The organism is Bdellovibrio sp. CKG001 (assembly GCF_055397465.1).
This window is the reverse complement of sequence record NZ_AP029173.1, coordinates 2,683,165-2,695,967: the sequence shown is the minus strand read 5'-3', so window position 1 is coordinate 2,695,967 and position 12,803 is coordinate 2,683,165. Positions and strand designations below refer to the sequence as shown.

The window sequence follows — 12,803 nt, the reverse complement described above, 5'->3', positions numbered from 1 at the left end:
ACCCCCTGCGTTCGGCTTAACCTATGAAAGTCATTCATTAAAATTCGTTAACATCGTGTAAGGATTAAGCGACTGTGAGCAAAATTACCAAAAGTAGCACAGCTGAATATTTTGCTAAGAACCTCCAGCAGGTGGGTTTTTCATCTCCTTTGAAGGCCGTTTTGACGACCTTGAAAGAAGCCGTGGACAACTCATTGGATGCGTGTGAATCCGCTGGCATCTTGCCTGATCTCCTGGTTGAAATCTCCAAAGTGGGAGCGGGCTCAACCAAAAATACTGATTTAATTCGCATCGTTGTCGAAGATAACGGCCCGGGTATCGAGGCCGAGGATCTGGCCAAAGTTTACGGTGAATATCTGGCGTCTTCCAAGTTCGGTCGCGGACAGTGTTCCCGTGGTCAGCAAGGTATCGGTATTTCCGCTGCAACAACTTGGGCGCAAATGACCAATGCCCGTGGTGTGAGTGTTATCTCCAAGACTAAAAAAATGCGCAAAGCGATCTCCGCGCAAGTGGACGTCGATATCAAATCCAATACTGGTGTTCTGAAAAACAAAGAAACTCTGGATTGGGACCGTGAACACGGCACCCGCGTTGAATTCGTGCTGGATGGCCGTATTCAATTGAACGGTGACGGTGGTCTTTTGACTTACATCGAGGGCACCATCCTGGTGAATCCTCATATGACCATCACCTACAAGCTGACGGACGCGGACTTTGTGACTGTGACCCGCGTAAGCACCGATGTTCCGAAAGTTCCGGAAGCGTCTTTGCCGCATCCTCATACGTTCAAACTGGGTGAGTTCATTACGCACGCCACTTTGTTCGGTAAAACGACTTTGTCCAAATTCTTGAAAACGGGCTTTTCCCGTATTTCTGATCAGGCTATTTCTGATTTCGTAAAAAAAGGTCTGCCAAAAGGTCTTCTTGAGAAGCCTTTGACCTCTTTGAGTGAAGAAGACTTCAAAAAAGTCTTCCAAGCTGTGCAGAACACAGACTTGATGGCTCCAAGCACGAAGTCCGTTCTGACCGTGGGTGAGGAGGCGTTGTCCAAATCCATCACGCGTCTGGGGGAAATCGATTTCTTCGCGGTTGTGACTCGTAAACCGACCATCTGTGACTTCAAACCTGTTGTGGTGGAAGTGGCTTTGGCGCGTTTCAAAGACCGCAATCAGCAAAACGATTCTCCGGTGACGTTGCTTCGTTTTGCCAACCGCGTTCCGCTGCAATTCGATAAATCCGGTTGTGCGATCACCTGGGCGATTGAATCTGTGAACTGGAAATCCTATGGTTTGGGTCAGCCTAAAGACTCTTTGCCACTAGGGCCTTACATCTTTGCGGTTTCCATCGTGTCTCCGTTTATTAAGTTTAAAAATGCCTCCAAGGAAACGATTGATGCTTCCGAGGAACTGGTAGCGGAAATCCGTCTGGCCTTGATTCAAGCCGGTCAAAAGCTGTCCCGTCACATCAAAAAAGAAGTGAAGGAAGCAGATCTGGAAAGAAAGCTTGCTCATATCGAGCAGTTCGGTCCGATCCTGGTGGAAGGTTTGGCAAGAATCATCAAGGCACCAGAGTCCCGCAAGAAGAAAGCCGAAGAAGGTTTGAAGAAACTTTTGGGCCGTGATTCTGAAGAGGCGATGGCTGATCTGGAAGCCGCGGAATCCAAGCTTCTTGAGCAGAAGAAACGCGAAAAGAAAAAAGGTATTGATCACGGTGACGAAGATTTCGATGTGATTTCTTCAAGTGATCTGGTGGAGGAAGCTTCTGAGGAACCGCAAGGGACCAAGAAAACCACCACAAAAAAGACTGTAACCACTAAGAAAACCACTGGGAAGAAAAGCTAATGGGCAAACTACTCAGCATTCGTGACCTGAAAATTGATATTCCTAAAGAAGCCCGCATCCTGGCAGATAAAATGTTGAGGGATCTGGAGTCTTCCAAACGTCCGGTTCTGGAGGCGGTGAAAACCTCTCTGGACAACTCCTTGTACAACTCCAAAGTGGGTTATCTGACTCCGGGGGACAAGGTTGTTCGCACCGAACTGAATGTGTCCTCTGTACAAAAACTGGCACGTGTTGTTTTCGTTTTGGAAATCCTGTTGAACAACCTGGAAAAAGGCGCAGTCAACACCAAGCGTGAGCTTTATTACATGTGTAAAGGTCTGATCAAAGGCAATCCTCGTTTGAAGCCTTTGGACTTTGATGACCAACCGGAATCTGATGCCATCATCGACTTCATCGGTGACATGCTGGAAGTTTACCGTGAGGAACTGAACTGTTTTGCCAATGATCGTGGTGGTCAGACGTACTCCCAGCAGTTGATCGTGACTGAAACTTTGGCCGATGGCGATAAAGCCGTGGTGGATCTTTCCACTCTGGGAACATCTCCGTTCCAGCCAAAGAACAAACCGCAGTCTTTGAAACTCAAGGCAAAGAAGAAAATCGACTTCTGCCTGATCGTGGAATCCGAAGGTACGGCGAATACGCTGGTGACCATGGGCTTCACCAAACGTAACAACTGTATCGTGATGGGTGCTCAAGGGGTTCCATCCAACGGTGTACGTGGCTGGTCTAAGTTGATTCAGGATGAATTGGATGTGCCAATGTACTTCTTCGGGGATCTCGATGCGTACACATTGCAAAACATCTTCCGTACTTTGAAAGCCGGTTCTGCGGCGTCTTTAATCCGTAATGCTGACTTCTCCGCTCCGAATGTAAAATTCCTGGGCGTGTTGCCAGAAGACGTGAAAAAATACGATCTGCCTCACTACAAAGTGAAAGAATCCGATCCAGCCGAAGCGCGCGCTTTGAAAAAAGCCAAAGACGCTTTGGAAAACGATCCGTTCTTCCTGGATAAAAAGAACAAAAATCTGGCAGACATTCTGCGCTGGTTGATCAAAGAGAAAATCCGTTGCGAACAGCAATCCTTCTTCTCTGTCGACCCGAACGATCCAATCAAGACAGAAAAACTGATCCTTGAGAAAATCAAACGCGGATCTTACGTCTAAGATTTTAAATAAGATAAAAAAACACCAAAGCCCCTGTCCTCACGGATGGGGGCTTTTTTTTTGCCCGGCTTCCGCCAGCAGAGCTGTAGCTCGGCTCCAGCCGGCAGAGCTGGAGCACCGGAGGTGCGCAAGCTGAAGCAGCCGGCGGTTTTCGGCGGAACACCTTTTCGCCGACTTTTATGAAGATTCCGAAGGCTTCGGGAAAAGCTGTGGCGGGCGTGAGGAAACTTTGTTAGACAGGGCTCGCTGTTTGCCTCGAACCGAAAGGACTTTCATGAAAACACTGTTTTTTGCTCTGGTCTCTCTATTGATGGGTTGGACGGCGCAAGCTCGCCCGGTTCCGGAAACCTATGCGACTTGCCAGGGAAAGCTCTATGATGGAACTGCTGTGACCTTCACTGTGCGCGAAATGGCGGTGGTCGGTCTTGCGCAAGGGCTTTTGCAGTCTGAGGCGGATCAGGCAGTCAGTTTGACTTGCCGAAATTCCACCGGGTCGTCCTCTAAGGATCGTGTGGTGATGTATGTCTGCACGGAAAATCGTGCAGGGGATGGCAAGGTCAGTGTTCGTCTTGAATACGGGTTCAGCGGGCATGTGATCGGCCAGATCCAACGGGAGCAGATGTTCCCCCTGCCAGCGCAGACCATCGGTCATCTTTTCTGTCGTTAAGAGATCATCACCAAGGGTGTGCCACGAATATCGGCCACCTGTTTGATATCCCGTCGACCTGCCAGCATTTTACGAGCCTCATTCAGCGGACTCCAGCCATGGTCTTGTAGATCACGAAGCAGAATGTAAGCGCGGCCCTGAGGATTCAGGGCCTGGTCGATGGCTTCAATCAAAGTTTTAAAATCTGAATCGATAAAAAAGCGGCAGCGATTTTTGAATTCCGAGGGCGACATCTTGCCCTGGTTCAGTCGAAAATAGGGTGGGTTGCTCAGAATCAAATCATACTTTTCTGAATCAGGTATCGACTTCAGGGATTCATAGTTTTGATTGAGGAAACGGACTGAAGGCAAACCGTCACCAAAGTTTTTCAGGTTTTCTTCAAAGTAGGGTTGATACACCTTCTGCACTTCCAGAAAATCAAAGTGCGCAGGCATTGTGAACTGGGCCTTTTTTAGGTGAAACAGAAAGTCCAAACCCACGATCCCACAGCCTGAACACAGATCCAATCCGCGCCACGAGCTTAAGTCGCCAGAAACCAGTTCAAACACCTGACGGGCTAAAAACACGGAATCGTGGGAAAAACGGTATTCCTCCGGCTGGGTGTAGTGAAAGGTAAAATGGGGGTTTATTGAGCTCATAGGGTCCTGCAGTTGTAAAAGCCTTGGGGAAACTTGTCCATTTTTTCATTTCGTTTTCATTGGGCGGGTCTGAAAGCTAAATTAATTACATTTGAGGCCATTTTAGGGTCGTCTGGTTGAGTTTTTGGGGCCAAGAACTTATAAAAGGGGCAAGCAAATCCTATGAAAATATCCAAGCTCGCTCCGAACATGAATGTTTCCCTGATCCTTTCCGTCCTGTTGCACGGGGGGCTGTTCGCGTTGGCTTTAGGGATGGCGGCGCCCAGTGTGGTGCCTTTGCCGGTGGGTGTGGAACTGATGTATGGCGATGGCGGAACAGTTCAGGCTCCCAAACAGGAAGAAATTATCAAAGCTCCGAAGGTGAAGGCCCCAGTAGTGGTGGATAATTCCGACGGCCCGGCGATTAAGACGGAAAAGGTCACGGAAGCCGCTCCTCAAGAACAATCACCAACTGGCAAAACGGCGGGCTCCTTGGCGGGCACTTCTGATAAAGGCGCTTTGGAAGGTCGTGAGGGGGTTGCAAATGGGATCGAAGTTTCCCCCGAGCAACGCTATCTTTATGAAATCAAAAAACTGCTGGAGCGTCGTAAACGCTATCCCGTGCTGGCTAGAAAAATGGGTCAGACCGGTAAAGTCACCATGCGCTTTACTCTGGCTCAGGATGGCTCGTTGTTAGCTAGCGAAGTTTTAGAAAAAGCTCCGTATGATACTTTGAATCAGGCCGCTTTGGATCTGGTCAAAGGCATCCACGGCATGAAGCCCTTCCCACAGGAAATCCAAAAGACCTCCTGGGTTATCACAGTCCCCATTGAGTATGTCTTGAATTAAAAAAACGCCGCTTCTGAACGAGCGGCGTTTTTGTTTGTGACTTCATTTAAATCAACTATTTCGTGATGCCCTGGAAGTTCTTGCAGAAATAGATGAAGAACGTTCGGGCGTGGATGCCGTGACGGAAGGTTTTGAGTTCTTCCTTTTCACAGGAATCCCACTTGGCCCACTCAATGGGGTTGGCCGGATACTTTTCTGAACTCACAAAGATCGCATTTTGACCTTTCAAGTTGTTCATCTCCTCCGGGGATTGCATCACCGTGTAGTTGCTGACCGTGGAGCTTAGCATGTACACCTTCTGCTTGGTGCCCCAAGTGACCTGTGCGGTATTTTCATAACGGTGAGCCGCGATGAACGGCTTGCTGCCGCTTTCGGCGTGGATTTCACGCTGACGGCGGTTTACGTATTTGCCCAGCTCTTCCCAGCCCGTGAATTCATTACTGAAATCGTAAGTGGTTTTCCATTCTCCATTGGGATTGAATAGATGGAAAGCTTTGGGAATCCACGGATACGCAAACGGAGTGTAGCTGATCAGACCCAGAACGATAAAGAATCCCGCAATACCCCAGGTGAAGACTTTACTGCGCGCTTTGACGATCTGACGACGGCCCCAGACAAGTCCCTGGGACCAGATCGCACCAGCCCCCATCAAAAGCAGGGTGTAAGCAGCCCCGCTCCAGTGCGGTTTATAATCGGCGAACAACGGCTGCGGATAGAAGATTGCGATGGATGGCAGGGTCAGGCACAGCAAGAATCTCCAGCGCGCCTCCTGGCGCTTTACGAAGGATGTGATGAAAGCCAAAGCGATCAGCACATACAGGAACGGAGTTGCAAACAACAGCTGCGCACTGAAGAACACGAACCAGCGATTCAAGTTGAAAGATTCGCCCGTGTGACGATCATGGAATTGATATTTGAAGCCCGGCCATTCATGGATGTGATTCCAAAGGAAGATCGGCGTTGCCAAAGCAGTAGCGATCAGGAAGCCCACCCACGGCCACGGAGTCAGGAAATCTTTGCGGCGAGATGGTGTCGCCAGCAGATAGATACCAAAGCCCGGAGCCAGCAAGGCGATGATGAATTTGGAGTTCAGCCCCAAGCCCATCAGAACCCCCAGCCACAGCCAGGTTTTTTTCACACTCCAGGCTTTGTCGTCTTCGCGCACCCCTTGCCAGAAGACGTAAGAAGCTGCCACCCAGCAGAGCATGAACGGAGGTTCTGGAGACGCCACGTAACCGCCAAAGCCCCAGAAAGGGGACCACAGCAAAACAACGCCGACAAAAATCGCAGCCCAGTCATCGAACAGATCCCGAGTCAGTTTATAAAGTAAAACCACGGTTCCAACAAAACACAGGAACCCCGGCAGGCGGACCCCCAGATAGGTGTCACCAAAAAGACGGGTGGTGATGGCTTCCAGCCACGCGATCATGCCCGGATGGTCGAAGTAAGAAAGCTGCAACCATTTCGCCCAGGACCAGTGGTAAGCTTCATCGTCAATCAGGCCGATATTCAGCGAGAAAAAAGCTCGGAAAAAGAGCGTCAAAATAAACAGGATGACTACTTTTTGAGAGAGAGTTTGCTGCTTCCAGAAGTCACGAATCACGGCCACGTCCTCACGGTCGAAATCAGGTTGTTGTGTCAATGCTCTGTCGTAATATCTTGGGGCGTTGCTGGCAACACATCCCCGCATGACAAACGGTGTAAATTGAAGCTTTCTTGCCTCTCAGGTCGCTCAGTGAGACTCTGCGGGGCATGAAATTGTCCATGGTTCTTTTTATCGGTTTATTTGTGCTGATGGGATGTCAGAGCTTCCGCTATTATGACCCGCAAAAGCCCTATCGTGGGAAGACTCAGTTCTATAATAACTATGACAATTCCCCCAAGGCCAGTTTCTGGAAGTGGCAGCTGGAGCGCTGGACAAGCTCAAAACCGGCAGAGCCCCCCTTTGAACCCGAGATCATTAAAACAGATCTTGGTTATCTTCAGCAGAACAGCCAGGACATCACATTGACTTGGGTGGGGCATTCCACAGCTTTGTTGCAGCTTCGGGGTTTGAATATTCTGATTGATCCGGTTTTTTCTGAACGAGTTTCTCCGGTCAGCTTTATGGGGCCGAAGCGTCTGGTGGGATTGCCGTTCACTATCAAAGATCTTCCCAAAATTGATGTGGTCGTGGTTTCTCACAGCCACTATGACCATCTGGATCTGCCGTCTTTGCGTGAGCTGGGTAAGAAAGACCCCGAGGTTCTTTTCCTGGTGCCGTTGGGAGATGCAGAGCTTTTGCAGTCCGAAGGAATCCCTCATGTTCAGGAATTGGACTGGTGGGATGAAGTGAAAGTGCAGAACCTGTCGTTTGTCTTTACTCCTGCCCAGCATTGGACTCAGCGTTGGTTGTTCCAGCGCAATCAAAGTTTGTGGGGTGGTTGGTCCATTAAGACGGACGGTTTCCATTTCGTTTACACGGGCGACACAGGTTATTCCAAGGACTTTGCTGACATTCATGCCCGTCGTGGGGATGTAGATCTGGCGATGATCCCCGTGGGCGCCTATGAACCCCGTTGGTTCATGGGACTACAGCATGTGGATCCTGACGGAGCTGTTCAGATCCATCAGGATTTGCGTTCAAAGCATTCTATTGGCGTGCACTGGGGCACCTTCCGTTTAAGTGATGAACCTATGGCCGAGCCTCCCGTCGAGCTGGCCAGGGCCCGTAAAAAGGCCGGCCTTGAAGACGGAGCGTTTCACGTCATGAAACATGGCGAGATCCTGAAAATAGAAGTAAAAAAATAGTTATTCTTGGAGAGATGTATGGATAAGTTCCGCGTAGAAAAAGATTTATTGGGCGAAAAGCAGGTTCCTGCCGAAGCTTACTATGGGATTCACACAGTGCGCGCGGTTGAGAACTTTAAAATTTCCGGCCAGACAGTCGGCACCAACCAAAGTTTCGTGCGCGGCTTGGCGCTGGTGAAAAAAGCCTGTGCTCTGGCAAACGGAGAGCTTGGCACCATTCCCGCAGACGTTTCCAGATCTTTGGTGGAAGCCTGTGACGAAGTTTTGCGTGATCCGAAGAAGTGGGGTCAGCAGTTCCCTTCCGACGTTTATCAAGGGGGAGCAGGCACCTCCATCAACATGAATGCCAACGAAGTGATTGCCAACATCGCACTGGAAAAACGCGGCTTGGCCAAAGGAACTTATTCAGTGATCAATCCGAATGATCACGTCAACAAATGCCAGTCCACCAACGATGCCTATCCGACGGCCTTCCGTGTGGCGCTGTTTGAACACATAAACGGCACCTTACAGGCCCTGGATTCTTTGGCTGTGGCCTTTGAAAAGAAGGGGAAGGAATTTCACAACGTTTTGAAAATGGGGCGCACCCAGCTCCAAGACGCCGTGCCGATGTCTTTGGGGCAGGAGTTTAATGCGTTTGCCACGCTGTTGAAGGAAGATGGTCGTCTGATTCGGACTGTGCAAAAGTTCATGCTGGAAGTGAACCTGGGGGCCACGGCCATCGGCACCGGCATCAATACGCCTCCGGGATACGCGGAGCTGGCAGTGAAGAAGCTAGCTGAAGTCACGGGACACCCTTACGTGCAATCAGAGGACTATATCGAGGCCACCAGTGATTGCGGCGCTTATATTATCATTTCCGGTGCGTTGAAAAGAACGGCAGTGAAGCTTTCCAAGATCTGCAATGACCTGCGTCTGTTAAGCTCTGGGCCGCGTGCGGGGCTGAAGGAAATCAATCTTCCAGAAATGCAGGCAGGTTCCAGCATCATGCCAGCCAAGGTAAATCCTGTGATTCCTGAAGTGGTGAATCAGGTCAGCTTTAAGATCATGGGTAATGATCTGGCAATTACATTGGCGGCCGAAGCAGGGCAGTTGCAACTCAATGTGATGGAGCCGGTCATTGCCTCCAGTTTGTTTGAATCCCTGGATCTGTTGAAGAATGCGTGTGAAACTCTGGAACACAAATGTGTTCACGGTATCACGGCCAATGTGGAGCGCTGCCGTGACTATGTGATGAACAGTATTGGCATTGTGACTTATCTTGATCCGATCATTGGACATGATGAAGGTGATCGTATTGGTAAGATCTGCGCGCAAACAGGTCGCAGTGTTGCAGAGGTGGCACTGGAGCGTGGTGTAGTCACGCAAGAACAGCTCAACGAGATTTTCTCTTTGGAAAATCTTTTGAACCCGAAGTATGTAGGCAAGATCCAGAAGTAAATTTTAGTGGATCGTTCCATATTCGGAACGATCCTTTCCGATTTCGCCGTCTAATCAAATCCACCCCGTGGGAGTAGTCTAATACCTGAAGGCAGGTTGAAGATGAAACTCCTCGTGATGCTACTGACTCTGGTGACCTTCGCAGGATGCGCAGAGTTTAAAAAAACACCTTTCACGGACGAGCTCAAGACAAGCACTCGCAATTGGAATGCCCGCAATGTTGAAAAGATTCGGGCCCTGAATCTTAGTGATACATTCAGGATCGCGACGATTTCCGATACACACTCAAATTATGATGACCTGCGATCGGTCATCAGGGAATTGAACTCTCGCAGGGATATCGATTTTGTGATTCACCTGGGGGATTTCACAGATCGTGGATACAATTTCGAATACGATATTTTCGTGGATATCATGCAAAATCTGAACAAGCCCTCGCTGGTGGTGATTGGCAATCATGACAGCATCGGCAAGGGTCCTCAGATGTATCAGCGCGTTTTTGGCAATCCTGACTTTGCCTTTGATTTCAACGGCACCAAGATCATTGTAGCCAACAACAATCGCCTGGACTTCATCAATTCCTGGTCTGCCGACTGGATGTTTCATGAGGTTTCCAAAAGCCAGGATTTTGAGCGGGTGATTGTAGCCCATCATGTGGACCCTGATTCCACCAATTATTTTACGACTACGCAGGTGATGCAGTTTGATAAGTTGTATTCAGACAGCAAGGTCAATCTGGTTTTAAACGGACATCAACACACCTTCCTGATGCGTGCGATGACGGACTATCTGTCCTTGCAGGTTCCGCGCATCCAGGATCGTCAGTACAACATTTTGGATTTTAAAAAAGGAGAACTTCATGTTTGGTATTGTCAGAAGGGAAGTTGTCAGACTGTGGCTCCTTAGTCTTCTGGTTTTGAGCCCCCTGTCTGTGCAGGCGGTTGAATGGCAGATGTCTTTGCAGCATGCAGGCTTTATGGGTGAAACTTCGGTGGCCGCAGGTTTCGAAAATCAAAGCCGCTGGTTTGGGATGGATTTGGGTGTGGGATTTAGTTCGGACAGCGATGGAAAATCTGTCCGGCAGATCAATGTGAAGGCCCGTTTTCAGCCTTTGATCTGGGGAGTAGGTAAATACGGAGAAGTGATTTTGCCTTACTTTGGTGTGCAGGCGATGTACACGGATGATACAGCTTTTTTTGTGCAAAGCGGAGATGAGTTTCCCGAGGACGAATATTACGATTTTACGGCCATTCGCTTTGGAATACCTGTGGGCATTGCCTGGAGAAATGAGACCTGGTCTGTTTATGCAGAGTACGTGTTGCTGGATACGGACATCATCGCTCAGTACAACACGAAGTCCGCTCTGGGCTATCAGGTCATCGCTTCGGCCTCCGTAGGTTTACGTTATTACTTTTGAACTGATTTGCTCTTGCGATTTTTGGGCGAAGGTTCATGATGAGACCATGAACCTTCATCATCTTGATATCAATGAAGTGTACTATTTTATTCGCATCATGCAGGCCGGAAGTATTTCGTCAGCATCGCGCCTGCTGAATATTCCCAAATCCAAGCTCAGTCGGAAGTTGAGCAGTCTTGAAAAAAAGATGGCCGTAAACCTGGTGAAAAGAAAAACCCGCCAGTTGGAACTGACGGCTGAAGGTCAGAAGCTTTTTGATCGCACGGAATCCCACTTTGATTTTATCGTCACAGAACTGGACAACCTGGTGTCGCCACATTCTATGTTAAGCGGTGAGTTCCGCATCGCTGCGCCGGTGGCGATGGCCTCTGATAGTTTTGTTGCGATGATCGGAGACTTCCGTCGGCGCAATCCGGCTTTGCGGGTGCATTTGGATTTGTTACCCAAAGGGCCGAACCTGACAAACGATGACTATGATGTGGCCTTTGCCGGCGGGACGGATATGCCGCCCCAGGTGGTGGCTTTGAAGCTGATGGAAATTGATATTCAGCTTTACGCCAGTGCTTTGTTTATTCAAGAGCGCGGACAGCCGAAAGAGCTGGATGAACTGCCACGTTTTGCCTGTGTTTCCATGCATGAAGTATCTGATCTTTTATCACTGACGTCTTATAAAAGCGGCGAGGTTCGCAAGGTTCCCATCCATCCGGTGATGCTGTCCAATCAACCGCAAGTTGTGCGAGGTGCGGTTTTGCAAGGTCATGGAATTGGTTTTTTGCCCGCGATGTTTGTGCAGAAGGAGCTGGATTCTGGAGCAGTCCAGAGGGTGCTGCCGGAATGGCATTATCCGGGAGTGGGGTTGTATCTGACTTATCTGAAGCAAAAGGTTCGAAATCCGAAAGTGAAGGCCTTTGTGAATTTCATCAAGAGCGAATTTAAAAATTATGAAGGGGTCTGTTAACGAGGACGTCGTCGCCAGACTTCCTGGGGATTGACCAGAACGATCGCGACCAGAGACAGCAGGCAGCCGATCCCGGTGGCGGTCAGGCGAACCATGGGTGTGTGCAGATCACCCCGTTGCAGATTGGGCATATCTAGAATGATCAGCAGCATAATGACCAGGACGGCCGACCCCAGCCAGTAGCTGCGCACAATGGACCAGGGGCCCCAGAAGCTGATCAATCCCAGAATAATGATGGCCAGCCAAGGTGAATGCACGCTGTAGATGATGATGTCGGCGACCAGGACCCCAAGCAAAGTGCCTAGGAAACGCTGAATGCTGCGATAGATGCTTTGTTTCAGCTCTGGCCGCATAATAATCAGAACAGTACCCACAGCCCAGTAGCCGTGATCTATTTTGAAGTAATCCACGATCACGAGGCTTAGGAGGATCGCACTGGCATACCCAGTGGCATAGAGATGGTGCGATCGTTCTGTCGTCAATGACTTCTTAAGTGAGGCACGCAGACCAGCAAAGGGATTGGGGGTGTGACGACGTAAAAACACCAGCAGGGTCAAAGAGACAATCACACACAGATAACCGAGCAATGCATAGGAGAGGACTGGGGCCAGATAGCGCTCCAGTCCCTGAACGTAGGCTCCGGCCAGAACCTGAAAGATTGCAAAAAGCAACGCTCGCTCCAGCTCGGCGCCTTTTCCTCCACCCATTAAGCCCAGCCAATACACCAGACCGAAAAGCAAAGGCATCAGAAGCCATCGATCCCCATGGGTTAGTATTCCCAGGGTCAGTCCACCCAGCATCATCATGCACGTCAGGGTGATCGTCCAAAGGCGATGTCCCAAGGTGCCCATATGGTCATTCAGAACCAGCAGAAAACCCATCAGTGAGCCAAAGATGGCGGCACCTATTTGCTGCGTCAGCAGCCCGATAATAAGAGGAATTGTCGTGGAAATGGCGCAAACAAACATGCGCGGCCAGGGCGAGGCGACGGGGTTTATTTTGAGAAGTTCATCGATATGATGGCGTAAGGTCATGATGTCCATTATACTACTTGGCAGGAG

The 12,803-nt window shown here is 49.7% G+C and carries 12 protein-coding genes; 9 read left to right on the top strand and 3 right to left on the bottom strand.

From position 1 onward, the window contains the following. Positions 1-74: 74 nt before the first annotated feature. The 3 genes from ACZ50P_RS12780 (at position 75) to ACZ50P_RS12770 (ending at position 3,671) form a co-directional block, all read left to right on the top strand. Positions 75-1,841 carry a DNA topoisomerase VI subunit B gene (locus ACZ50P_RS12780; RefSeq protein WP_464120321.1) on the top strand — a complete coding sequence of 589 codons (1,767 nt, stop codon included), beginning with the start codon at positions 75-77 and terminating at the stop codon, positions 1,839-1,841. Then, a complete protein-coding gene (locus tag ACZ50P_RS12775; protein WP_464120323.1) occupies positions 1,841-3,004 on the top strand; it encodes a DNA topoisomerase VI in 1,164 nt (387 codons plus the stop codon). The genes ACZ50P_RS12780 and ACZ50P_RS12775 overlap by 1 nt, the downstream gene beginning before the upstream one ends. A gap of 274 nt (positions 3,005-3,278) precedes the next feature. Further along, a complete protein-coding gene (locus ACZ50P_RS12770) occupies positions 3,279-3,671 on the top strand; it encodes a hypothetical protein (RefSeq protein WP_464120324.1) in 393 nt (130 codons plus the stop codon). Here ACZ50P_RS12770 and ACZ50P_RS12765 read toward each other — a convergent pair. Next, entirely contained in the window at positions 3,668-4,309 is a 642-nt protein-coding gene (locus ACZ50P_RS12765) for a methyltransferase (RefSeq protein ID WP_464120326.1), read from the bottom strand. The two genes, ACZ50P_RS12770 and ACZ50P_RS12765, sit on opposite strands and share 4 nt — an antisense overlap. Positions 4,310-4,471: 162 nt before the next feature. Between ACZ50P_RS12765 and ACZ50P_RS12760 the strand changes: the two genes are divergently transcribed. Beyond that, a complete protein-coding gene (locus ACZ50P_RS12760) occupies positions 4,472-5,137 on the top strand; it encodes an energy transducer TonB (protein ID WP_464131600.1) in 666 nt (221 codons plus the stop codon). A 55-nt stretch (positions 5,138-5,192) separates the two neighbouring features. On the opposite strand, the gene ACZ50P_RS12755 is transcribed toward ACZ50P_RS12760, so the two are convergent. Then, on the bottom strand, positions 5,193-6,779 hold the full coding sequence (locus ACZ50P_RS12755; protein ID WP_464120329.1) for an ArnT family glycosyltransferase: 1,587 nt from the start codon (positions 6,777-6,779) through the stop codon (positions 5,193-5,195). Between the two features lie 110 nt (positions 6,780-6,889). Between ACZ50P_RS12755 and ACZ50P_RS12750 the strand changes: the two genes are divergently transcribed. From ACZ50P_RS12750 to ACZ50P_RS12730, 5 genes are all read left to right on the top strand, one after another. Continuing rightward, positions 6,890-7,927, top strand: coding sequence for an MBL fold metallo-hydrolase (locus tag ACZ50P_RS12750; RefSeq protein ID WP_464131599.1), 1,038 nt, complete (start codon positions 6,890-6,892; stop codon positions 7,925-7,927). Between the two features lie 18 nt (positions 7,928-7,945). Beyond that, entirely contained in the window at positions 7,946-9,367 is a 1,422-nt protein-coding gene (aspA, locus tag ACZ50P_RS12745) for an aspartate ammonia-lyase (protein WP_464120333.1), read from the top strand. Between the two features lie 102 nt (positions 9,368-9,469). Next, on the top strand, positions 9,470-10,273 hold the full coding sequence (locus tag ACZ50P_RS12740) for a metallophosphoesterase family protein (protein ID WP_464131597.1): 804 nt from the start codon (positions 9,470-9,472) through the stop codon (positions 10,271-10,273). After that, positions 10,227-10,784 (top strand): hypothetical protein, encoded by a 558-nt coding sequence (locus ACZ50P_RS12735; RefSeq protein WP_464131595.1) that lies wholly within the window; start codon positions 10,227-10,229, stop codon positions 10,782-10,784. The genes ACZ50P_RS12740 and ACZ50P_RS12735 overlap by 47 nt, the downstream gene beginning before the upstream one ends. 46 nt (positions 10,785-10,830) lie before the next feature. Then, positions 10,831-11,742 carry a LysR family transcriptional regulator gene (locus ACZ50P_RS12730; protein WP_464131593.1) on the top strand — a complete coding sequence of 304 codons (912 nt, stop codon included), beginning with the start codon at positions 10,831-10,833 and terminating at the stop codon, positions 11,740-11,742. On the opposite strand, the gene ACZ50P_RS12725 is transcribed toward ACZ50P_RS12730, so the two are convergent. Continuing rightward, positions 11,739-12,776: an FUSC family protein gene (locus ACZ50P_RS12725; RefSeq protein WP_464131591.1), complete on the bottom strand. Its 1,038-nt coding sequence runs from the start codon at positions 12,774-12,776 to the stop codon at positions 11,739-11,741. The genes ACZ50P_RS12730 and ACZ50P_RS12725 overlap by 4 nt on opposite strands. Between the last annotated feature and the right edge of the window lie 27 nt (positions 12,777-12,803).